This is a genomic window from Moritella dasanensis ArB 0140, from assembly GCF_000276805.1.
Taxonomy (GTDB): domain Bacteria; phylum Pseudomonadota; class Gammaproteobacteria; order Enterobacterales; family Moritellaceae; genus Moritella; species Moritella dasanensis.
The window spans coordinates 75,530-98,680 of sequence record NZ_AKXQ01000002.1 but is presented as its reverse complement, the minus strand read 5'-3'; the positions used below and the strand labels follow the sequence as shown (position 1 = coordinate 98,680).

At 38.9% G+C, this 23,151-nt stretch carries 21 protein-coding genes; 6 read left to right on the top strand and 15 right to left on the bottom strand.

The features are described 5' to 3' along the window. Position 1: 1 nt before the first annotated feature. The 14 genes from A923_RS0102180 to fdxA all read right to left on the bottom strand — a co-directional run bounded on the left by A923_RS0102180 (position 2) and on the right by fdxA (position 13,073). Positions 2-970 carry a type II secretion system F family protein gene (locus A923_RS0102180; RefSeq protein WP_017220004.1) on the bottom strand — a complete coding sequence of 323 codons (969 nt, stop codon included), beginning with the start codon at positions 968-970 and terminating at the stop codon, positions 2-4. Between the two features lie 11 nt (positions 971-981). Further along, positions 982-2,307: a TadA family conjugal transfer-associated ATPase gene (locus A923_RS0102175; protein ID WP_017220003.1), complete on the bottom strand. Its 1,326-nt coding sequence runs from the start codon at positions 2,305-2,307 to the stop codon at positions 982-984. Further along, entirely contained in the window at positions 2,307-3,533 is a 1,227-nt protein-coding gene (locus tag A923_RS0102170; protein WP_017220002.1) for a CpaE/TadZ family protein, read from the bottom strand. Before A923_RS0102170 ends, A923_RS0102175 begins: the two co-directional genes overlap by 1 nt. A gap of 44 nt (positions 3,534-3,577) precedes the next feature. Continuing rightward, positions 3,578-4,066, bottom strand: a complete 489-nt coding sequence (locus A923_RS0102165) for a TadE/TadG family type IV pilus assembly protein (protein WP_017220001.1) — start codon at positions 4,064-4,066, stop codon at positions 3,578-3,580. Beyond that, on the bottom strand, positions 4,063-4,536 hold the full coding sequence (locus tag A923_RS0102160) for a TadE family protein (RefSeq protein WP_017220000.1): 474 nt from the start codon (positions 4,534-4,536) through the stop codon (positions 4,063-4,065). Before A923_RS0102160 ends, A923_RS0102165 begins: the two co-directional genes overlap by 4 nt. Positions 4,537-4,544: 8 nt before the next feature. Beyond that, entirely contained in the window at positions 4,545-5,897 is a 1,353-nt protein-coding gene (locus A923_RS0102155; RefSeq protein ID WP_017219999.1) for a pilus assembly protein TadG-related protein, read from the bottom strand. Positions 5,898-5,911: 14 nt separating this feature from the next. Further along, the gene (locus tag A923_RS0102150) at positions 5,912-6,154 is read right to left on the bottom strand and encodes a hypothetical protein (RefSeq protein WP_017219998.1); all 243 of its coding nucleotides are present in this window, start codon (positions 6,152-6,154) and stop codon (positions 5,912-5,914) included. A 50-nt stretch (positions 6,155-6,204) separates the two neighbouring features. Then, entirely contained in the window at positions 6,205-7,692 is a 1,488-nt protein-coding gene (locus A923_RS0102145; RefSeq protein WP_017219997.1) for a type II and III secretion system protein family protein, read from the bottom strand. A 27-nt stretch (positions 7,693-7,719) separates the two neighbouring features. Continuing rightward, positions 7,720-8,523 carry a Flp pilus assembly protein CpaB gene (cpaB, locus tag A923_RS0102140; RefSeq protein WP_017219996.1) on the bottom strand — a complete coding sequence of 268 codons (804 nt, stop codon included), beginning with the start codon at positions 8,521-8,523 and terminating at the stop codon, positions 7,720-7,722. Between the two features lie 20 nt (positions 8,524-8,543). Beyond that, entirely contained in the window at positions 8,544-9,929 is a 1,386-nt protein-coding gene (locus A923_RS0102135; protein WP_017219995.1) for a P-loop NTPase family protein, read from the bottom strand. A gap of 37 nt (positions 9,930-9,966) precedes the next feature. Beyond that, on the bottom strand, positions 9,967-10,560 hold the full coding sequence (locus A923_RS0102130; protein WP_157532738.1) for an A24 family peptidase: 594 nt from the start codon (positions 10,558-10,560) through the stop codon (positions 9,967-9,969). A gap of 64 nt (positions 10,561-10,624) precedes the next feature. Then, entirely contained in the window at positions 10,625-10,843 is a 219-nt protein-coding gene (locus tag A923_RS0102125) for a Flp family type IVb pilin (protein ID WP_017219993.1), read from the bottom strand. A gap of 174 nt (positions 10,844-11,017) precedes the next feature. Beyond that, complete coding sequence (locus tag A923_RS0102120) at positions 11,018-12,496, bottom strand: L,D-transpeptidase family protein (protein WP_017219992.1); 1,479 nt, start codon at positions 12,494-12,496, stop codon at positions 11,018-11,020. A 253-nt stretch (positions 12,497-12,749) separates the two neighbouring features. Further along, positions 12,750-13,073 carry a ferredoxin FdxA gene (gene fdxA, locus A923_RS0102115; protein ID WP_017219991.1) on the bottom strand — a complete coding sequence of 108 codons (324 nt, stop codon included), beginning with the start codon at positions 13,071-13,073 and terminating at the stop codon, positions 12,750-12,752. A gap of 223 nt (positions 13,074-13,296) precedes the next feature. Here fdxA and A923_RS0102110 point away from each other — a divergent pair, with 223 nt between their 5' ends. Then, on the top strand, positions 13,297-14,913 hold the full coding sequence (locus A923_RS0102110) for an NAD(P)/FAD-dependent oxidoreductase (protein ID WP_017219990.1): 1,617 nt from the start codon (positions 13,297-13,299) through the stop codon (positions 14,911-14,913). A 128-nt stretch (positions 14,914-15,041) separates the two neighbouring features. Here A923_RS0102110 and A923_RS0102105 read toward each other — a convergent pair whose 3' ends face one another. Beyond that, the gene (locus tag A923_RS0102105; protein WP_017219989.1) at positions 15,042-16,145 is read right to left on the bottom strand and encodes a phosphoribosylaminoimidazolesuccinocarboxamide synthase; all 1,104 of its coding nucleotides are present in this window, start codon (positions 16,143-16,145) and stop codon (positions 15,042-15,044) included. 331 nt (positions 16,146-16,476) lie between these two features. Here A923_RS0102105 and A923_RS0102100 point away from each other — a divergent pair, with 331 nt between their 5' ends. From A923_RS0102100 to rnd, 5 genes are all read left to right on the top strand, one after another. Then, on the top strand, positions 16,477-18,387 hold the full coding sequence (locus A923_RS0102100; RefSeq protein ID WP_017219988.1) for a DNA repair helicase YoaA: 1,911 nt from the start codon (positions 16,477-16,479) through the stop codon (positions 18,385-18,387). Positions 18,388-18,399: 12 nt separating this feature from the next. Beyond that, complete coding sequence (tsaB, locus tag A923_RS0102095; RefSeq protein ID WP_017219987.1) at positions 18,400-19,104, top strand: tRNA (adenosine(37)-N6)-threonylcarbamoyltransferase complex dimerization subunit type 1 TsaB; 705 nt, start codon at positions 18,400-18,402, stop codon at positions 19,102-19,104. Positions 19,105-19,110: 6 nt separating this feature from the next. Continuing rightward, positions 19,111-19,986 (top strand): alpha/beta hydrolase, encoded by an 876-nt coding sequence (locus A923_RS0102090; RefSeq protein ID WP_017219986.1) that lies wholly within the window; start codon positions 19,111-19,113, stop codon positions 19,984-19,986. A gap of 229 nt (positions 19,987-20,215) precedes the next feature. Beyond that, positions 20,216-21,871: a long-chain-fatty-acid--CoA ligase FadD gene (gene fadD / locus A923_RS0102085; protein WP_017219985.1), complete on the top strand. Its 1,656-nt coding sequence runs from the start codon at positions 20,216-20,218 to the stop codon at positions 21,869-21,871. A gap of 108 nt (positions 21,872-21,979) precedes the next feature. Continuing rightward, positions 21,980-23,107, top strand: a complete 1,128-nt coding sequence (gene rnd, locus A923_RS0102080) for a ribonuclease D (RefSeq protein ID WP_017219984.1) — start codon at positions 21,980-21,982, stop codon at positions 23,105-23,107. The last annotated feature ends 44 nt before the right edge of the window (positions 23,108-23,151 follow it).

The window sequence follows — 23,151 nt, the reverse complement described above, 5'->3', positions numbered from 1 at the left end:
ATTATACCTCAATCTTAATTAATTTACTGATCCAGTAAATACCTAATAGCATGCCTATTCCACCCCATTTAAGTAAGTTTAAACCCTCGGGGGTATGAATTAGGATACTGGTGTAATCTGGGGATGAAATATAAAGCACTGCAAACAAAACGAAAGGAGTTAAGACGAGTACCCAGCCTGAAAGGCGACCTTCTGCGGATAATGTTTTTACACGGCGTTTGAAGGTAAATCTTTGTCTAATTATTCTTGATAAATTATCTATGTTTTCAGCAAGATTACCCCCTGTATCTTTATGGATAGACACTGAACTGCAAAAAGCCATTGCCGACGTACTTGGTACACGTTTGACAAAACTGAGTAACGCAGTATGAACGTCGTTACCAAAATTAATGCGATTAAACATTAATTTAAACTCATCAGACAATTCACCCTCAAGTTCTTCATAAACAAGCTTCAGTGAATCACTAAAAGCATAACCCGCTTGTAAGCCGCGCTTTAGTACATCTAATGCTTCAGGAAATTGTTGCTCAATTCTTTCCATTCGTTTATTTATATTACGGTTTAATATTAAGTGCATGACAGCAAAAACAGTGATGACAGAAAATACTGTAAATACAATATCTAAAGTCAAAAACCAAGCTGTAATGGTCACTACAAAAGATATTAAAATGGTCATTATCAGGTATTGATGGCCGAGCATTTTAGAACCAGATAGTTCCATCTTGTATGTGTAATTGTAAACTAAAGGCAATGATTCTACCCATTGTAGAAAAACGGGTAGTTTTTCAACTTTTTTATTGATTAAAATTTCAGCTTGAGCGTCTTCACTACCGTCTGTTAATGATGCCAAATGCTTACGTATATGTTTGGAATTTGCTCGTTGTGGACTATAGACTGAAATAAAAAAACCTTGGAATAACAGCACAACAGCTACAAATACCAAGAGTAAAAACATGATTTGAGAACTCATAAATTCACCACTTAAAATCCGTTGGACAGCATATCCACAGTGAATAGGCTGTGAGGAATATCAATACCTTTATCTTTGAGTTTACGGGTAAAGGTCGGGACTACTCCTGTAGCTGCATACCTTCCTCTGATCGTACCATCATCATTTTTACCTTCGCGTCGGAAAGTAAATATTTCTGACATCGTGATCATCTCACCTTCCATGCCTGTTACTTCTTGGATACTGGTGATACGGCGCTTACCATCTTCTTGGCGCTGCAATTGCACGACAACATCAATGGCTGAGGATATTTGGGTTCTAATATTATGCACAGGCATATCAAACCCTGCCATGCAAACCATATTTTCTAATCGGCCTAAGCCATCACGTGGAGTGTTGGCGTGAAGTGTCGTCATCGAACCTTCATGGCCGGTGTTCATCGCAGCCAACATATCTATTGCTTCGCTGCCACGCACTTCACCGATAACAATCCTATCTGGGCGCATTCTTAAGCAGTTTTTAACTAACTCTCGCTGGCTTACTTCACCTTTCCCTTCGATGTTTGCAGGTCTTGTTTCTAATCGAACCGTGTGTGGTTGCTGTAATTGTAATTCAGCTGAATCTTCAATAGTGATGATTCTTTCATTACTCGGTATGTAGCCAGATAAAATATTCAGCAATGTGGTTTTACCACTACCTGTACCACCAGAAATTAATATGTTTAGTTTACCTAATACGGCGGCTTGAATGAGATCTGCCATTGGTTGTGTCATCGAACCGTAGTCGATAAGTTGTTGTGCTTGAAGCTTATCAACCGTAAAGCGACGAATTGATAATGCGGGGCCATCAAGCGCAAGCGGGGGGATAATCGCGTTGATACGGCTACCGTCTTTAAGTCTGGCGTCGACCATTGGCGATGACTCATCAATTCTTCTACCGACACCAGATACAATACGATCAATAATATTTAATAAATGTTTATCATCATAAAATTGAACTGATACTTGTTCTAATTTACCAGCACGCTCAACGAATATTCGGTCGTAACTGTTAACGAGGATATCCGCGATGGTTGGATCCTCGAGTAAAGTTTCAAGCGGACCGAGACCCAAAATTTCATCTGTGATTAATTTAATTAAGATTTGTCTTACGTCTTGACTAATTGGTCTCGTTTGTTTATTCAGGAACTGATAGCAAGAATTGGCAATTTTCTCTTTGGCAACCTCTTGAGGTAATGTTTCTAACACCGAGAGATCAAGTTGTGTGAGCAAGAGACCAAATATTTCTTGTTTAGTCTCCATATCACTCGCAGTTAGCATACTAAAAGGGTCATTATTTTGGCTGTTGACAAATTCCATTATAGTCTCCGAAATATTTTAGATAATAAGGTCGTTTTCACTGGAACTTCAATGGGGAATAACTCCCCGATTATATGCGATACCTCATCTTGTATTACTTTATGGTCAGCTACTTTTAATAATGGTGAGCCTGAATCAATACCTGCATTGGCAAGTTCATAATTGTTACTGACGACATATAGTTTTTCGATACCCAACACCTTTTTTATATCTGCAAGTGTTATGTTGCTATTCTTAGTTGAATATCGATTAACGATGACATGTAACTTCTCTGTATCAATGCCTAGGTGTTGAGTTAATTCTTGTATCAGCACTTTTGCTTCACGTAAATTGAGGATATTTTGTTGTACCACAATCAGAACTTTAGATGATAAATTCAATAATGGGATCGTGAAATGCTCAATTCCTCGTGATAAGTCCACTAGTACGAGGTCGTGATTCAATTTAACCTTCCAGACCAGTTGATCTAAATACCCTAAGGTTTGGGGATTGGCGTGTAGTTGGGTATAGGGTTTGCTGGCTAGAAGGCTTAAGTTGTCTCTTTTTAGCATCATTGATTGAATGGCTGTATTATCTAGTTTATCTATTTCATTAAGCGCATCTGTTAAGTAATAGTTAGCATCAAAATTAAATGTGTCAGCAAGTGAACCGTAATTTAGGTCTGCGTCTATGATCGCTATCTCATCGTTTGATATATTTGCGCTAATCTCACCTAAGCAACTGGTAATGAAACTGGCACCAGATCCGGGCTTGCCGTTAATCACTGTATATAGTGGCGCTATTTTACTTGCTTGCATTAATTCATTTGCAGAATTAAGCAGTGAATTAAGTAATTCCTGTTCTACATCTTGTTGAGAAATAATGTCTTTTACTTTGAAATGCACAGCTGTACGAATAACATCATTACTAATATTATCGGCGACTAAAATAAAATTAATTTCTTGTTTCGCCACTTTCTTAATATCGTCTTTAGCTTGATGGTCATTACTATCAAGCACAAAAATAACCAAATTATGGTTTTTTAAGTTGGAATCTAATGCTGTACAATAATCTATTTTTAGATTAGCTACTGAGGCTAAATAGGTTGATAGATGCTGACGCATTGTCGGATTTTGGCACACGACTAAACAATTTAGTGGAAAAGGCAATGTTTGTGTATCTCGATCTATCGGGACGGAGTTGCTTTCACTAAATCCAATTATATTATTTGAATTTTGGTTATTCATTTATGATTCCTTACCAATAAAAAGTTAATTGTCTTTTATTATTGTTATGTAGGCACACAAGATGTTTCTGTTGTACGGCTAACACCTAAGCTTTCACGTGGTAGTGTGGTTGAAAATGTAGGTGAATCGAGAGTTAAGAATAAGCCTGGAATTAATAACTGATGTTGATAATTAATTATGTCTACTTTGACAAATTTAATGAAATTTGCTTCTGTTGGAGTTAGCGCTTGAGCTCCGTCATCCATCAGGTATTCAATTTGTATATTTGATATAGATAGATTAGATATCAATGGTTGGTTATTAAACAGTGAAGTTTGAAGCATGGCATTGAACGGCTCGACATTGGTCGTATCAAAATAACACACTGTTGCCAATCGAGCGCCTCGTCGGGTTACTTCGGTGAGAACGTTCCAAACAAAGAATAGTCTACCAATCTCTAAAACGGCGAATAATAGCAAAAAGAATATACTACCGACTACTGCAAACTCTACAGCGTATAAGCCTTGCTGTTTGTGATTACTTCGTTTAATCATTTGAACGCCCTCATCGTATACGTTGATACAAGTGGGAAGCTGACATTTATATCATTACTCATACCAAAGCTCGTGAACATATCACCAAATAATGGTTGCCAAGGGTAAGAAACATTAATTGTAACGAACTGTCCTGATACACTTAAATCTATGGCGCTAGAGGTTAAATTAGGAAGAAAAGGGGTTGATGATCCAGGGCCCCCATACTTGATATATGTTTTGACCTTAGATTCTATCTCAGGCGTTATCTCATATACTCCGGTACCCAGAATCGAATTCTCTGCTAAGTATCGAGATGCATTGCGTACGGTCTTATTAAGGGCGTTATATTGATACAATAATCGACCAAACTCAGCGGTAGCAAAAATTAGCAATAACATAAAAGGTAATATCATTGTTAATTCAATCGCAGCAAAGCCTTGTTGATTTTTATTTTTTGTACGTTTGTGTTGGAATGAATTTCGAAGCATAGAACCTCCTAAGAGTCAGAACTTCCTGGTACATGATATAAAACAATCTTATATGGACCGTTGTTATCTACAGGCGTGATTGAAGGTGTGCCACCGTTAGTACAGTTACCCCCGCTATTAATAAACTCGCCAATGACGTTTGCTGTGTTACCTGTATGACCCATCTTCTGAGTCATAAAAAAGCAACCTATATCAAGGAAGTCGAGGTCATTTTGTCCATTTATATTACTGGTGCCGCAGTCTACGATGACGACTTGTAAAATTCTGCGGCCATAACTAGATGCCTGCTCCCCCGTACTTGAAGTTTCAGGGATGATATCTCCACTTGGAAAGGCGTCACATGAAGTCGTAATATCAACACCTGTTTTATACTGTTCATAATTTGTATAGCGGTAAGCTTTATCTTCAGCGTCTAATTCATCAAATTCACCCGTTTTTTTGTCAACAATAATAGTATCGCCTTCGCATATATTACTGTCTCTTAGGTGTTCTTTAGATGTTTTTTTCAACGAGCCCTCCCACAGACCCATCCGAGTATTAATTCCGTTAGCAGCCGGTCCAACTTTGTTACCTGTTTCAGTTGGTACTGATGAATTATTGGCACCTTTTGTGAAGCACGCAGTGCCTGCACCATACTCTCCCGCCATAGCTCCGAGAATATCATTACCGCCTTTGTTGTCTCCAAGTCTGATTAACTGGAAATTTCCTGGTCCGATGGCTGATTGTGAATTTGAACCAGTCTTAAGTAAATTCAAACTGCCTTTTTCAAAACCATATTCGCTGGTATCACTGGTATCATTTTTATCACCACAAACGGCCATTGGCACAAGATCCTCATAACAGCTACTGATATCAGAACTTGGGCCGGCCAAAGCGGTTGCAGAAACCTGTTTGTTAAAATTGAAAATATTGGCGAGGAAATTATTTAGATTAAGCTGTGATAACGACACTTTTACATATTTGGCACTTTCATCTAGATCTCCAGTGAATGGATCAGGTTCTTGCGAAAATTCAACTGCTAACTGTGTTGTTATTTGATTAGCATCAGTGTTGATGTTGGCATCGGACAAATCTATCGCATCAGCTAATTCGTGATGGTCGTTATGACTTATGTTTAATCGGAGCATTTCTACGACTGCAAACCTTGCTTCTTTATGGGTAGAGCCCTCGTCCAATTCTGTTGCTGCATGTAATGCGGCAGCATCAACCAGATTTTGCAATTTACCTTTATTAAGTAATAAATGACCACCATCAAGCGCAAGTGATGAAACGGTAATCATTGCAAACAAACCAACGGTGAATATAACAAGAATGTTACCTTTCTGTTTTGTTTTTAGGTTTTTTATTATCTTGGTAGCCATAATATTACCTTCAATTACTGTGAAATATCACGCGCAGATTTAGCGGCGTAAGCGCTACTATTGTATGACGATATAACTTTTTGTGCGTATTTACCTTCAATCCCATTAGTTATGCCATCATTTTTTGCAGGGGCATCGTGATCAAGAATTTGTATTTCTTTGATGTATTGTGTTGATGCTGATAATTCGTAATTCGGCTCTTGTACGCAACCGAATAAGAATTGGCTACAGAACAGCGTTAAACTTATATATTTCATCATGATTCCTTAATTCAATCGTTCGCTATAAATGTATTATGAATATTTAGCTAATTGAGGGTATGACCATACTGTTGCTCTGTACCACCTGAATTGGGGACGATACTCGATGGTGAGTCGGACGTATCATTTGGGTTTTTCGTCGCAGAGTCTTTGTCTTGTTGGGTCATCTTACCGAGTAAGTAAAATTCCATATCTGACACGGGTACGAAGCCATCTGTAGGGAGTATCATGCCTTCTTTATTAAAAGGTCTTACTAATCGCGGTGTGACCATAATAACTAATTCGGTTTGACCGCTAATGTACTCTTGGCTCGTGAACAATTGTCCTAGAATAGGAATGTCGCCTAGTCCAGGGAATTTAGTGACCGATTCTCGGAGGTTGTCGCTGAGTAATCCGCCAATGACGATGGTCTGGCCGTCACCAAGTTCAACGGTGGTTGCAGTTGATCGTTTGACTAAAGAGGGGGTGATTGTCGTTGAACCCGTTTCTAATGCAGATATTGCGACACTATTAGCGTTACTGATTTCACTGACAAGCACTTTAAGGTTGAGGTTTATTTTACCAGAATCAAGTACTGTTGGTACAAAACTAACCCCAACACCAAAATCTCGATACTCAATTGAAACGCCATCGTCACCTGAAACCGGCACTGGGTACTCACCACCAGATAAGAATTCGGCAGATTGACCACTAAGTGCCGTTAGATTCGGTTCTGCAAGCACTTTAGCTAAGCCTTTGGTTTTTGCTACATCTAACGCAACACTAAATAACATGTCACCAGTGAGATAGCGTGCAAAAATATTAGTGTCTATTCCGCCTAACAGATTTCCCGGAACATTACCTGTCCCTGTCCCTATGCCACCAAACCCATCGGAACCGAATCCACCGATAACGGTATTACCGTCCAAATTGCGGCCTATTTCTGTACTCACTTCGGCGACAGTGACTTCTAGCATTACTTGTTGACCACCACCGACAGACATCATGTTTAATACTGTGCTATTACTATCACCCACGTTGGCTGCTGTAGCATAACCCTGAGCGATTTCAACTGCAGTACTCATTTTCATTAATGATGAGGCTTGTCCGCTAACTACTAATTGACCTTGTGATGTTTCTACACCGATCACTTCATTTGGTAAGTATTTATGTAGACGTTTTCTTAGGCTATTTAAGTCGTGAGTCACTTCTAGATTTTGCACGTCAACGAGGTTGTCTTCTTTATCCCATACCATCATGTTAGTGGTGCCTAATTGTTTACCAACAATATAGAGCTCGCTGCTACGTAAAATTAATATATCTGCGATTGCCGGATTACCTACGGATACACGGTGTATTGCTTGATCCATTTGTAAGTTTTTAGATTTAAATATCGGGATCCTAACGCTGTCATCATCTAATGCTGTTGGTCCGCCAGCTAACGCTGAATTCGCTAAGAAAAAATGAGTTATCAAAATTAAAGCCGCTAATGTCCATACATTCTTGTTAGGACCAGACTCAGATTTATATTTATAAAAATGGGAATTTATATTCATATATATCACCTATTTATAGTCGAATAACTAAATTTTAAGTTGGACAGATTCTTGGGTTGTACCGCGGATTATTTCGACTTTATGTTTACTGGTTCTCTGTTTAATCGGGCGAGGTTTTAATACAGGGGGTGCTATTTCAATGATGTCATCAGCAATTACTTTTTTATTACTTGCAAAATCAACGGCATGACTGTCTGTTGGGTTACGTAGCGCTAGTTGTAAGCGGCCTTTGTTACGTGCCGTCATCAATTTTTCTGCTTGTTCTAAGTTAACTTCTACGGTGATCGCACGTACGAGTTGAGGTTTGTTCTCACCTTTACCTGCTCGTTGATCAATAGCGAGAATTTTAATATTGGCAAGAATGACTTCTGTTGTAACACTGCCTTTATCGCTTGTGGTGTTCAAAATATCGACTCGGTTACCAGGTAATAAGAAACCTGCCACACCGACAACATCATCGACTCGGATAGATACTGCTCGCATGTTTTCTGAAATAAGACTTGCGAGTGTGCTACCTTCTCCTTTTACAAGCAGTCTTTCGGTACGCATAATGTCATTAATATAAATAGTGTCTTTGGCTATCATACCGTAGATTTCGTCAGGGTTTTGGATTGTATTATCTGCTGACATGGATACTGGCAATACTTTCAATGTAATATGCTTCGGCTCTATCACTGTGCCAATAGGAACCGTCATGGTTGAAAAAGCGATGTAAACTTGGTTCTCTGGTGCTGCTTGCTTATTATTATCCAGCCAAGATTGTGCAATTAAAATTGCGCCAACCCCAAACATAATCGAGATTGCGACTGAAATTATGGGTTTTTTATTCATGTTACTTACCTCTAATATTATTAGCTTTGACTAACAAAATAGTGTTTCCAAGCAATATCTATTAAGTTTTTTTCGACTTTATTTGGGAGCTCATTAAATTTAACTTGATCGCTGATGATACTGAGTAAATCTCGTGGATAGCAGGGCAGAAAAGGCTTGTTGGTTGTGTTGTGATATGCGTTTAAAAGGTAATCGAATGTGTCATCTGCACAAGTTAAGTTGAAACTTTCGCATACATTACCCCAAAGTTTCTTGTAGCTATCGACTTCTAACGGTTGAAATTCAATTTTGTAACCTAAGCGACGTAGGAAAGCTTCATCTACTAGTTCTGCAGGGTTTAAGTTGGTTGAGAACAATAAAATCAGTTCGAAAGGTATTTCAAAGTGTACGCCGTTGGGCAAAAACAAAAAGTCTCGGCGTTCTTCGAGTGGAATAATCCAGCGATTAAATAAGGCGAGCGGGGTCATTTTTTGACGACCGAGGTCATCCAATAATAAGATCCCGTTATTAGCTTTTAATTGTAGAGGCGCTTTATAAGTACGGCTGCTTGAGTCAAAATTGACCTCTAACATATCTTCGGTAAGCTCACCGCCAGTTACAATCAACGGACGTTGACATAGACGCCAGCGGGGGTCATGACCTCGGTCGAGACTGAATAATGCGTCTGCTGGTGTTTCGTTGTTTTGCTCGGTACTGAGTATGTGTACTTGTGGGTCATAGACTTGGATGATATTGCCACTGATTTCTATTGCCGAAGGGATCAATACATCATCGCCAAATAATAAATTTAAGTTACGGCAGAGGTAACTTTTACCAACGCCTGGCATACCATAAATTAATATCGGTTTGTTAGAGTTCAACGCGGGGCCAATGGCTGACGTTAACGCTTCCGAAAACATTAACTCTGCGAATCTAGCTTGCATGCGTTGTTTAGTAATCTGTGTATTTCTACTGGTTTGCTTAAGCACAATATCAACGTACTGTGTCAAAGGAACGGGAGCAACACTGATATACCCACTTGATTTTAATGCTTTCTCTGCCTCTACCTCACCAATGTTTGATAAGGCATAGCGCATCTGTCCACTGGCTAAGCTTTGTCTATTTTCTATTAAAGCTGACTCTTTTGCTACGTCGATAAGTACTTGTACTATGCCTCCAGGCAAAGCTAAGGCGTCTGCGAGTTCACGTATAGTGGCTACGTGCATAGCATGGATATGTTTAATTAATAATTCGGTTAGAAGTTGAGAGGATAAACCTGTTTCGCTAATTGTTGTTGGGCGCTTAGCTAAGTGCTCACTTGTACAATCAATTTGTTGTTCAGAAACTATTTCTGGAAAGAGTTGGGAGTCATAGGTATTTAATTTCGGTGCGTTTTCTTGCAGCCCATTTATTGATTGGTCCGTCATAATCATGCCCGTTATTTTATATGGTAATTAAAGAAAATTATATGAGGTTAAAGCTAGTACCTATTTCATTGAGCATTATTTCTACCGTCCACATTAAATCGTAAATGTCGTAGTTAATATAAGTTGCTAACATCCAACCGAGCATTAATGCAGGAGCATAAGGTACGTTAACTCCACCTGCGTCACCTTTTTCTGGTTTAAAATATACACCTAAATATAAACAATCGATGTAACGAGAAATCATGGCTTTTAGACCGACCCAACCAACGGTTTTAGTTGCGATTAATATACTTGTAAAAGCACCAAAAATAATACCGTATGCAATTGACCAGGTTAATATTAAAGGACCAGAAATGGCGCCGATGCCAATCATTAATTTTACATCACCAGCACCAAGCATTTTAAATTTGTAAGCAGGAATGAGTAGTATTAATGCCAACCCAGCCCCGAATAAAGACTCTATAAAGCCAGACCATGAATTAAAGAAACTATTAATAATAATGCCTAAAAATAGTGCTAAGAAACATAGTAAGTTTGGTATGCGCTTGTAACGAAGATCAAAGTACAGTGCTACACAAAGAATTAATAGCGCTGTTACAATCGGCATTACTAACGCATAGTTTGACATCATAAAATCCTTTTTTATAAACCTTAGTATTGTGGTCTAGTAAGAGCACTTGCTGCTATGTTTTTATTTAGCCACCACCAGCAGCCGCAGCTACGCCTGTACATGTTGCGTCCGCATCAACGGCACCACATAAAGTTGTTATTTGGCCTGTTGCAGCGGTACCCAATTGATCAAACGCAACGACCATGCCACCAACAACTAATCCACCAGCAATGGCATACTCAACCGCAGTAAGACCACTTTCGTCTTCGATAAAATCTTGGATAAACATTGATAATTTATTCATTTTTTAGTACTCCAATAAGTTACTTTTAATTCACAAATATAGATTAACACATTGATTTTATTGTCTTTACTTCTTGATGCTCCCTTACTTTAGAAGCATATACCTAAAACTAGAGCACTATCTCATTATTGGCTATTTTTTATTGTGTTAATTTTAAATTTATGAGTTGAATAATTAATTATCCTTTTTATACAGGTCGTTACGAAAATTTATTTTCCCTAAGTTATCAATCCATGCGGTTTGATATGTAATAAAAACGGGGAGTGAATCAGACAGTCTCATATGCTGGGTTTTAGACTTGTCCCCATGACTGATAAGTAAGCTCGTGAGTAAGTCTTTGGGCTTCTCTAGACGAATGCAACCGTGACTCAAGGCTCTATTATGTCGATTAAACAGATACTTGGTTGGCGTATCATGTAAGAAGATAGCGTTATTGTTTTTAATATTAAACCGCACATTACCTAACGCATTATTATTGCCAGCTCGTTGAACTAAGCGATACTGTCCTAACATGCTTTGTAGGTCAGCCGGTATCTCCCTGTATACCGTGTTAACGCCAAAACCTTTGGCCAGATGGAAGTTAAGGCTTTTTAGGGCAGTGTTATTGTTGTTATGTAAAGGTAAGAGGTCATTGTTTATTATATTGCGAGTAGGAGTCCATGTTGGATTCAGGGTAACTGAGTTAACCTCTGTGATCATGACTGGCGTTTGATTAGTGGGCTTACCGACAATCACTTTCATTGCCATTACAGGCTTACCTTTATCGATGAGGGTTAAATCAAACGCAGGGATATTGACCATGATGTATTTTGTTGGTGGAGTGCGGGGTAAAGAAAGCCAGCGCCATAAGTTAACTTGAAGCTTGTTGGTACGGGTGGCTATGCTTTGGTTTAAGGCGTTTATTGTATAGGTATTAAGTTTACCTGTTGGCTTAAAACCATTACGGCGCTGAAAATGCTTTATACCGTCAATGAGGCTTTGGTCAAATATGTGCAATCTATGTTTTGACGTAGAATGTTTTGAAGTAGAATTAGGGGCCTTGTTCAAATCATCGAGTATCATTAACTTGTGCCTGAGTATCTTCACTTCCGCGTGACCTTGACCTAATTGTGGGTTAAATGTCTCAGTCAGCAGAGGCCAGTCTATATATTGCATTCTCTTGTATTTGTTAATCGCCTGCCTTAAACGAATGACGGCGTTAAATTGCGGCATTGCTGAATCAATATAGGCGGAAAGGGTATCGTTATTAAGCGCGGCTTTAAAATCATCGGGTTTATTTGCTGGCGACTTTAATTGATTTCCCTGTGATTGCGAAGCGATGTGATAAAGCGCAAGGGTAAGCGCTATATCTGTTGCGTCTATATTCGATTTCTCATTATTGGAGAGTCTAGAATCTTGCCTAAAGCCGAGATCAGTTAATAAACTCAATAATGTAAGACCAGATAGATTTAGCCGATTATGTTTAAAAAACAGCAGCTGATCTTTATTGGTACTTTTAAGCTCGTCGTACAGGTGCTGTTGATCTTGAGAGAAGGGATAAATAGGTACAGTCTTGATTGATACAGAGCTGTTGGCATAGGAGTATGTATGGGAAGTGATAAGTATTAAGGTCACGAACATTAATTTAGTAATTGAATTGGTCTCATTACGCATCAGTCTATCCTTAGATTACTTTTAAAGTAGGACTAAATATTAGTTAATCTTTTAAGTCTAGATGTGAATTGACTATACGAGAGAAAAGTCGAGAGGAAGGTGAGTGTTAATGTGCTGTAGATTGTAGAAGGTGAACTTGCTGGCTATAAAATGAGAGTTAATCTGGTAAGTGAGATTCCTGTAGGGAAGATAAGGAACTCTCAACTTACGATTGGATTATTATATTATCCACGTGTTATTAGGCTGTTTATGACTAGCGCTCTAATAAGGACAGTTTATTTTCTACACCATCCCAGTCATCGGCATCTGCTGGTGGTTCGCATTTTTCTGTAATAATAGGCCATAGTTCTGACAGTTCTTCATTTATTTCGATAAATACTTGTTGATCTTCAGGTACTTCATCTTCTTGATAAATGGCATCGACAGGACATTCGGGTACGCAAAGTCCACAATCAATACAGGCTATCGGATTTATGACCAGGAAGTTCGGTCCTTCATGGAAGGCATCGGCAGGGCATACAGGGACACAATCACCATGTTTACATTTAATACAGTTTTCGGTTACGACAAAAGCCATGATGCTTGTTCCTCAATTTTCAAAGTGCTGGCATTATACGTAAGCAGGCCCTAAAAGCAATTAACATCCAATTAAGACGACAAAAGAGGCTCGAAAAACAAGCTGGTTTTAAATAATAAAATGCATATTTCGTCATAATAACGTAAAATGCCCGCCCTAAGATTCTAGTTTACAAGCGAGTGCTCTAACAGCGCTCAGCATTTTGATATTTGGATAATTTTCTATGTTACGTTTAACCGATGTAAAACTACCACTTGATCATGACGATCAAGCAATCAATGCATATATTTTAGAGAGATTGTCACTTAAACCTGAGCAATTAGCTGAATATACTGTTTTTCGCCGTGGTTATGATGCACGTAAACGTGATGTGATTATCTTAATGTATACATTAGATGTTACTTTGGCAGACAGTGTAGATGAACAAGCGATCTTAGCTAAGTTTGAAAAAGATCAGCATGTTCGTTTGACACCTGATATGTCATACAAATTTGTTGCTGAAAAAACAGAAGAGCTAGAGCAGCGTCCTGTTGTGATTGGCTTTGGTCCATGTGGTTTATTTACTGCACTAATACTTGCGCAAATGGGATTAAAACCAATTGTATTAGAACGTGGTAAAGAAGTGCGTGAAAGAACCAAGGATACTTTTGGCTTTTGGCGTAAGCGTGAATTAAATCCGGAATCAAATGTTCAGTTTGGTGAAGGTGGCGCGGGCACTTTCTCAGACGGTAAATTGTATAGCCAAGTAAAAGATCCGAAGTTTCATGCTCGTAAGATTTTAACTGAATTTGTTAAAGCTGGCGCACCTGAAGAAATCATGTATTTAAGTAAGCCACATATTGGCACATTTAAACTTGTTACTATGATTGAACGTATGCGAAAAGATATCATTGAACTTGGCGGTGATATTCGTTTTAGTGCGCGTGTAGATGATATTTTAATTGAAAATGATCAAGTTACTGGTGTTGAGCTTGCTGGTGGCGAAATTATTGCAACAAACCATGTTTCTCTGGCTATTGGTCACAGTGCGCGTGATACATTTGAAATGCTACAAAAGCGTGGCGTTTACCTTGAAGCGAAACCATTCTCGATTGGTTTCCGTATTGAACACAAACAATCAGCGATTGACGACGCACGTTTTGGTAAAAATGCCGGTAATCCACTACTTGGCTCAGCGGATTATAAACTCGTTCATCACTGTAAAAATGGTCGTTCTGTTTATAGCTTCTGTATGTGTCCAGGCGGTACCGTTGTTGCTGCAACATCTGAAGAAGGTCACGTTGTTACCAACGGCATGAGCCAATATTCACGTAATGAAATGAATGCAAACAGCGCTATCGTTGTTGGTATTACACCAGAAGATTATCCAGGTAACCCATTAGCAGGTATCGACTTACAACGTAAGTGGGAAAAAAATGCATTCGTTATTGGTGGTAGTAACTACGATGCACCAGGACAAACGGTTGGTGACTTCCTTAATGGTAAAGGCGAAGGTGAATTTGGCGATGTCGTTCCGTCATACAAACCGGGTCTTAAATTTACAGATTTGAGCAAGACACTTCCTCCATTTGCAGTCGCGGCAATTCGTGAAGCTATTCCTGCTTTTGAAAAGAAAATTAAAGGTTTCTCTACGAAAGATGCAACATTAACCGGTGTAGAAACTCGTACATCATCGCCTGTAAGCATTAAACGTGGTCGTGACTTCCAAAGTGTAAGCACGAAAGGTTTATACCCTGCTGGTGAAGGTGCTGGTTATGCTGGTGGCATTTTATCTGCTGGTATTGATGGTATTAAAGTAGCAGAAGCAATGGCGCTATCTATGCTTGTTAAAGAAGATTAATGACTGTTAAACAATGAATACAAAAAAAGGAGAGTCTACTTTTAATACTAAGTAGCTCTCCTTTTTTATTACATCATTTAATCTGTATACAATTTAATACATTCTATCTAGTTTAATAGACATGGATATTAATCAATAAGATTGTAATCGTTACGTAAAATTTCAACGATTTCAGCTTTCGGGTTGGCAGACAACACAATCTTTTCACCGGTGATTTTCTCAGCGATGTTTAAGTACGTTTCTGAAATTGACATTAATACAGACGTTGGTAGTGCATTATGTTCAGCAAGTGCCAAACGCTCATCCATTCTGTTTTTGTTTAATAAGATATCAGGTTCAGGGAAGTGGTTAAGCAATTGCTGACGGAAACCTTCTTTAGAGTTCTCCACTACATTACCTTGGTCGAATGCCGCTGTATCCCAAATACGTGATGAATCTGGTGTGCCGACTTCATCCATATAAATCAGTTTATCTTGACCTTTACTGTCTGTTACATAACCAAACTCGAACTTAGTATCAACAAACATTTGGCCAACATCGGCTAATGCATCACTAATTACATTAAAGCCTTCTTTTAATAGCTTCTCGTAGTAAGTAATATCTTCGACAGATTTAAAGTTAAACGCTTCATAATTATCTGAGATATTTGTACGCGTGATATTGACATCATCAACAGCAGGAACGCCAGGAATGCCTTCTAAAATACCTTTAGTCGACGGCGTAATTAACAATTCTGGTAGTTTTTGGTCTTTGGTTAAACCTTCTGGTAATTCGATACCGCAGAAGTTTCGTTCACCTTTACTATAAGCGCGCCACATTGAACCTGTGATGTATTGGCGACAAATCGCTTCAATCATGACTGGTCGGGCTTTTTGAACGATCCAAATGAATGGGTGAGGGATATCAAGGATATGGCTATCAGCTAATCCATTCTCACGGAAAGACTTAAACCAATGGTTTGAAATTGCGTTTAACGCAGCACCTTTCCCAGGTACACCGCGCATGTCGCCTTCACCGTGCCAAATACATTCAAATGCAGAAATACGATCACTAATAACCATAATTGCAAGTGGTGCATCTGCCGCTACGTCATAACCCTTTTCTTCGATTAGACGACGACTATCGGCTTCAGTTAACCAATAAACAGAACGTACTTTACCACTGTGAACAGGCTTATCTGTACGGATTGGTAAATCATTGTTTACAGCTAGTACTTTATCAGCAAGACTCATTGTTAACTATCCTTATTGAGTTTAATCGTTTAAATACCTAAGTAACTTGGAAGAGTTTCTTTCATTTCCCTGAAGGCTCTTCCAAGTTACTTTGGACTCATTAGCTAGATTCGAGGTGTTGCTGTCGATTTGCAGGCGATTTTAGCAGAAGTGGGGCGCGATTCCACTATTACTGACTAATTTTGTTAAAAATAACAAGTTATAAGCGGTAGTATTTTGTTAACAGGGTTGAAAAACAACCATCAATTTGGCTTTATACAACATCAATTTGATTATTAGCATAAGTGATGGTATTAAATGGCGTCTAATAAAATTAAATGGAAACTTGTTTGTGATAGAGCAATATTTTTTATCGGGTGGCGCATTAGCCAAAGTCATCGATGGCTATACGGCTCGTCAACCGCAAATCGATATGGCAAAAGCCATTAACGATGTGATCGCAAGCAAGGGTAACTTAATAGTCGAAGCAGAGACAGGGACAGGTAAAACGTTCGCCTATCTTATTCCTGCGTTGGTTAATGACAAAACAACCATTATTAGTACGGGTAGTAAAAACCTGCAAGAACAGTTGTTCAACCGTGATTTACCTTTCATTATCGACGCATTAAACAGTAAAGCTAAAACAGCATTACTCAAAGGTCGTAATAACTACCTTTGTACAGAACGTTTGACCCGTTTGAGTCGAGAAACGCAATATCAAAATCAAACGATATTAAGTGATTACGTTAAAATAAAGGGTTGGTCTAACATCACCATTAGCGGTGACATGAGCTCGGTACCAGGGCTGAAAGATGATGCGGAGATCTTACCGCTCGTTACATCGACAAATGACAACTGCTTGGGACGAGATTGCCCAGATTATGAAGATTGCTACTTAGTTAAAGCCCGTCGTAAAGCCTTAGAGGCCGACATTGTGGTCGTCAACCATCATTTATACTTTGCTGATCTTAATGTGAAAGATTCTGGTTTTGGCCGCTTGCTGCCTGATGCTGATGTGATTGTCTTTGATGAAGCCCATCAGATACCGGATATAGCCTCGGAATATTTTGGTAAAAGCCTGTCGAGTAAACTAATCCAAGCGTTGTGCAAGGATGTCCAATACCTTGGTCGAACCGATCTTAAAGACACAGTCCAAGTTACAAAAGCCGCAAATGGTCTCGCCAACGCAACTCAAGATTTACGCTTAAGCTTTTCAATGGAAACCGGCCGTGGCAATTGGCGTCATCTCCTTAATCAACAAGCTGTAATGAAAACTGTTACCCGTTTTCAAGACCAACTCGATTTTATCTATGAAGTACTTAAATTAGCGCTAGGGCGAACAGAGCTTGTCGATCAATGTTTCGATCGTGTGGTTGAGATTAAAGCAATATTTCAACAAATAATGGCGGTAAATAATACCGGCGAGAGCTATTGGTATGAATGTACCAAGCGAAACTTTACATTAAATATCACGCCACTTAATATTGCGGAACGCTTTAGTAGCGAGCAGGAAAAAAATAATGCGGCGTGGATCTTTACGTCAGCTACATTGGCAGTCGATCATTGTTTTTCGCACTATCGTCAACAAATGGGCTTAGCTAATGCCAAAGAACTTATTCTGGCCAGCCCGTTTGATTATCAAAACCAAGCTATGTTGTGCGTACCACGTAACATTCCTGAGCCTAATGATCCAAACATCGCGCGGATATTGGTTGAGAAGTTAGCGCCGGTGATTATAGCCAACAAAGGTCGCTGTTTCTTCCTTTGTACTAGCCATTATATGATCAGGCAAGTATCTGCGTTATTACAGCAACAATTACCTATGCCGATATTTGTACAAGGGCAAGACAATAAACAAGTGTTACTGGACCAATTTATTGAACACGGTAATGCATTATTAATCGGTACTTATTCATTTTGGGAAGGTATTGATGTACGCGGGCAAACTTTAAGCTGTGTTATTATTGATAAATTACCGTTTGCATCACCAGATGATCCGCTGTTACAGGCGCGTATTGAAGACTGTCAGCGCAAGGGCGAAGATCCTTTTGCGGCATTGCAAATTCCAAAAGCGGTTATTAGCTTGAAGCAGGGTGTCGGGCGTTTGATACGAGATGTCAAAGACACAGGCTGTGTCATTATTTGTGATACACGTATTGTCTCTCGTGGTTATGGCGCTACATTTATCAATAGCTTACCTGATATGCCGCGTACCAGAGATTTAAATGGCGTTTTATCTTTTATTAAGAAAACTAACAATTAGAAAGTGAATTTTATGAGTAATATTTTAGCACTAGATACATCAACAGAAAACTGTTCAGCCGCACTGAGCATTAACGGTGAGATATTAGTAAGAGAGTTTGAAAGCCCACGTGAACATACTAAACGTATTTTACCTATGGTCGATAGCTTGTTGTCTGAAGCGGGCATTAAGTTGACCGATTTAGATGCACTTGCATTTGGACGTGGACCGGGCAGTTTTACCGGCGTACGTATTGGCACTGGTATTGCGCAAGGTCTGGCTTTTGGTTCTGATTTACCCATGTTACCTATTTCGACATTGGCAGCAATGGCACAAGGTGCACATCGACTACATAATGCGACCGATGTATTACCCGCCATTGATGCACGCATGGGCGAAATATACTTTGCGCAATACAAGCTAAATGAAGCTGGCGTGATGACATTAGTGGGTAATGAAATGGTGATCACGGCTGATGAATTAGTGGCTAATTTCAACCAACCAGAGCAAGCATTCTATACACTCGGCACAGGTTGGGCGACTTATGCAGAGCAACTTGCGGCATTAAACGTGGCAAACCTTACTGCATGTGAAGGTATTCAATTTCCAACGTCACACGATATGCTGGCTATTGCGGCGGCTGATTTTGCCAATGGTAAAGCGGTTACAGTCGAAGAGGCTATGCCTGTTTACGTTCGAGATACTGTCACTTGGAAGAAACTGCCAGGTAGAGGGTAAATTCTAATGATTAACGTTAGTATAGAGGTTAATGGCAGCATTATTACTGGCTTGCAGTGGGGGGACAACACGAAACCTGTGTTATTAGCCGTTCATGGTTGGTTAGATAATGCGGCTAGTTTTTTGCCTCTTGCTGATGCTTTATTAAATAAGTTAGAAGATGGTTCACTGCCTTATCAGTTAATTGCAATTGACTTACCTGGTCACGGTCATTCGGATCATAAAGTAGGTCATTACAATTTTATGGAGTGGGTGGACGATTTATATCAAATCGTTAAAACCCAACATTGGGGGCCTGTGAGTATTATTGGCCATTCCATGGGGGCTATGATCAGTTCTATTTTTGCTGCTACGTTTCCTGAGTTAGTACACCGAATTGTGTTAATTGAAGGTTTGGGTGCTATTTCAGCAGAAGCTGACCAAACTGTGAGCCAATTACGTAAAGGCATAGAAAGTCGCGCTATTTACAATAAAAATGTCAACGCAAGTATGAAGCGCAAAAGTAATACTTTAACGTTGGAAAAAGTGGTTAAAGCACGCTGTCTTGTTTCTGATTTGAATGAAGAACATGCTAAAATAATTTGTAACAGAAATTTAACATCTTGTGATGGCAGTGTTAACTTTTGTTCAGATCCAAAATTGAAGCTACGGTCTTTAGTTCGTTTGACAGAATTGCAGGTTTTTGATATTTTATCATCATTATCAACGACTTGTTTGATAATGGTTGGTGATAAAGGATTTCCATTGATCACACGCACTTTAGATTTAGAAATATTTTCTAAAGCCAATTTTACTATTTTAGAGGTGCCTGGCGGACATCATGTTCACATGGATAATGCCGCGGAAACTGCAATGGCTATCGTTAAATTTGTTGAAAATTAAATATAATGGTTTATTAAATCAACTAAAATAGAATAATTGTTATCTAATTCTAAATTATGAAGATTTAAATAAACAACTAATGTAGATATTTTATTTGTTAATTGAGTGTTAATCAATTAAGATCCGTTCACAATAAATAATTTCATCAATAGCGATTAATTATTATTAAGGGATTAATAATAACGTTATTGTGTTGTTAAATTAAAAGTTAAATAAAAGGAGTGGTAAGGTGGAAAAAGTTTGGTTAAAGAGATACCCGGATAATGTACCAGCAGAGATTGACTTTGGTTCATTTCGTTCTTTAAACGATATATTCGATCAGACAGTTCAAAATTATGCAGATAACCCTGCGTATGTAAATATGGGCTGTTCATTAACTTATGGTGAAATCGATGAGAAGTCTCGCGCTTTCGCAGCTTACCTTCAAAATGAGCTTAAATTAACTAAAGGCGACCGTGTCGCGTTAATGATGCCAAATTTACTTCAATACCCGATCGCGCTATTTGGTGCGTTACGTGCAGGTATGGTCATTGTTAATGTAAATCCTTTATATACACCGCGCGAGTTGAAGCACCAGTTGAACGATTCAGGTGCTAAAGCAATTGTTATTATTTCCAACTTCGCTAGTGTACTTGAAAAAGTCATTAAAGATTCACCTGTTGAACACGTTATCTTAACGCAATTAGGTGACTTGTTCTCTCCTGTTAAAGGCGCTATCACAAACTTAGTTGTTAAGTACGTGAAGAAGATGGTACCTAAATTTAACCTACCTAATGCGATACCGTTCAATCGCGTGTTAAGTAAAGGCCGTTCATTGCAGTTTACTAAAGTTGAAGCTGGTTTTGATGACATCGCTTTTCTTCAGTACACTGGTGGTACAACGGGTGTTTCTAAAGGTGCAGTATTAACGCACAAAAATATGCTTGCTAACGTGTTACAAGCGGAAGGGGCTTACGGTAGTATTATTGACCGTGGCAAAGAAACTGTGATCACGGCATTACCGCTATATCACGTATTTGCACTCACAGTGAATGGCTTATTATTCTTCTTGGGTGGTGGTAAGAATATTCTTATTACAAACCCACGTGATCTGCCTGCATTAATCAAAGAAATTAGTGATCATAAACCAACTGCAATCACAGGTGTTAATACACTGTTTAATGCACTCGTTAATGATGACAGTTTTGCTAACATTGATTTTTCAGCTCTGAAACTATCTGTTGGCGGCGGTATGGCTGTGCAACGTTCAGTCGCTGAAAAATGGAAGAAGATCACTGGTTGCCATTTACTTGAAGGTTATGGTTTAACAGAATGTTCACCACTTGTAACAGTAAACCCTTACGATCTACATGAATATAACGGTTCTATTGGTCTACCGGTATCATCAACTGATGTACGTATTATCGATGACGAAGGTGGCGTATTAACAAAACCTGGCGCAGTAGGCGAAATGCAAGTGCGTGGTCCTCAGGTGATGCAAGGTTATTGGCAGCGTCCACAAGACACTGCTGAAGTGATCACTGATGGTTGGCTAAACACTGGCGATATCGCCCGTATGGACGAAGAGGGTTTCTTCTACATCGTCGATCGTAAGAAGGATATGATCCTTGTTTCCGGCTTTAACGTTTTCCCTAACGAAATTGAAGATGTACTGACAATGAATGACAACATTCTTGAAGCTGCAGCAATTGGTGTTCCTCACGAATCATCAGGCGAAACAGTTAAAATCTTTGTTGTTAAGAAAGGTGAAATTTCGAAAGAAGAAATTATTGCCCATTGTCGTGAACACCTTACTGCTTATAAGATCCCACGTATTATCGAGTTCCGTGATGAGTTACCAAAGAGTAATGTTGGTAAAATATTACGTCGTGAATTGCGTGATTAAGCATTAATATAATTTAAAGTCATAAAACACTTATAATTAGACGTTTATTTCGTTAAAATTAAGCCACTTTCTAAATTTTAAGAAAGTGGCTTTTTTTTGAGGTTATAAGTGGAATATATTTTAGTTGAAGATCAAATAACATTGCAGCAAATGATAGCGCAATGTGCGGACGTTGAAGTTTTAGCAATCGACACTGAATTCATCAGACAGCGTACTTATTACCCCATTCTTGGATTGTTTCAGCTATATACTGGTACTGAAACTTATTTAGTTGATCCACTTGCCGTTGATGACTTAAGTTCATTATGGCAACTTCTTGACCGTCACCCTGTAGTGCTTCACGCTTGCTCTGAAGACCTCGACGTATTTATGACGGAAGCAAATAAATTCCCCGATTTTTTTCATGATACTCAAATCGCTGCCGCATTTTGTGGTCTTGGATCTTCCCTTGGTTTTGGCGGTTTAGTTTCTGAATTCCAAAACATTACATTGGATAAAGGCGAATCGCGTTCTAATTGGTTAGCACGTCCCTTGACGCAAATGCAGCTTAATTACGCTGCTGCAGACGTATACCATTTGTTACCTTGCTGGAACGAATTGGAATCAAAGCTGAATGAACTCGGTTATTATGACTATTATCTACAAGAGTTAGATAATCTACGCCGTCGTAAATCGGCAAAGAAAAATCCGAGCACTGTTTATAAGCAATTCAAGAACGCATCTTTCTTGCCTCCTCGTCAACTTGCAACATTACAAGCATTGGGCGAGTGGCGTGAAAACAATGCTATCAATCGTGATATGGCGGTAAACTTTGTGGTAAAAGAAGCACACATTCTTGAAGTCGCAAAGCAACAGCCTCAATCATTACGTGATTTGAATAAGCTTGAGTTGTTACCAATCGAAATAAAACGTCACGGCAAACAAATAATTGAAATCGTAAAACAGGTAGAGCAATTGTCTGATGATGAGTTGCCTGAACCGCTAACACGTATTTCTGATTACCCAGGTTATAAGAAAATAGTCCAAGGCATACGCAATAAAATCGCGGTTGTGGCTGAAAAAACGAATATTCCAGCAGAATTGATTGGTTCAAAGAAGATTATTAACGAACTATTGAATTGGTGTTGGGAATTAACAGAAGAAGAGCGCCAAGTAGGGGATAAGCCGATTATGTTAAGTAATTGGCGTGCAGAACTGATTGGCAATACTGTATTTGAAAGCTTAATGGCCAAATAAGTAATAAGTAATAAGTAATAAGTAATATAAAAAGAAACGAGTGT

Coding starts and splice junctions, on each gene's coding strand:
- A923_RS0102150 (WP_017219998.1), bottom strand. CDS start 6,154: ATGAAATATATAAGTTTAACGCTGTTCTGTAGCCAATTCTTATTCGGT.
- A923_RS0102175 (WP_017220003.1), bottom strand. CDS start 2,307: ATGGAATTTGTCAACAGCCAAAATAATGACCCTTTTAGTATGCTAACT.
- A923_RS0102125 (WP_017219993.1), bottom strand. CDS start 10,843: ATGAATAAATTATCAATGTTTATCCAAGATTTTATCGAAGACGAAAGT.
- A923_RS0102170 (WP_017220002.1), bottom strand. CDS start 3,533: ATGAATAACCAAAATTCAAATAATATAATTGGATTTAGTGAAAGCAAC.
- A923_RS0102165 (WP_017220001.1), bottom strand. CDS start 4,066: ATGATTAAACGAAGTAATCACAAACAGCAAGGCTTATACGCTGTAGAG.
- A923_RS0102110 (WP_017219990.1), top strand. CDS start 13,297: ATGTTACGTTTAACCGATGTAAAACTACCACTTGATCATGACGATCAA.
- A923_RS0102090 (WP_017219986.1), top strand. CDS start 19,111: ATGATTAACGTTAGTATAGAGGTTAATGGCAGCATTATTACTGGCTTG.
- A923_RS0102180 (WP_017220004.1), bottom strand. CDS start 970: ATGAGTTCTCAAATCATGTTTTTACTCTTGGTATTTGTAGCTGTTGTG.
- cpaB (WP_017219996.1), bottom strand. CDS start 8,523: ATGAATAAAAAACCCATAATTTCAGTCGCAATCTCGATTATGTTTGGG.
- A923_RS0102105 (WP_017219989.1), bottom strand. CDS start 16,145: ATGAGTCTTGCTGATAAAGTACTAGCTGTAAACAATGATTTACCAATC.
- A923_RS0102155 (WP_017219999.1), bottom strand. CDS start 5,897: ATGGCTACCAAGATAATAAAAAACCTAAAAACAAAACAGAAAGGTAAC.
- fdxA (WP_017219991.1), bottom strand. CDS start 13,073: ATGGCTTTTGTCGTAACCGAAAACTGTATTAAATGTAAACATGGTGAT.
- tsaB (WP_017219987.1), top strand. CDS start 18,400: ATGAGTAATATTTTAGCACTAGATACATCAACAGAAAACTGTTCAGCC.
- A923_RS0102130 (WP_157532738.1), bottom strand. CDS start 10,560: ATGATGTCAAACTATGCGTTAGTAATGCCGATTGTAACAGCGCTATTA.
- A923_RS0102145 (WP_017219997.1), bottom strand. CDS start 7,692: ATGAATATAAATTCCCATTTTTATAAATATAAATCTGAGTCTGGTCCT.
- A923_RS0102120 (WP_017219992.1), bottom strand. CDS start 12,496: ATGCGTAATGAGACCAATTCAATTACTAAATTAATGTTCGTGACCTTA.
- A923_RS0102135 (WP_017219995.1), bottom strand. CDS start 9,929: ATGACGGACCAATCAATAAATGGGCTGCAAGAAAACGCACCGAAATTA.
- A923_RS0102160 (WP_017220000.1), bottom strand. CDS start 4,536: ATGCTTCGAAATTCATTCCAACACAAACGTACAAAAAATAAAAATCAA.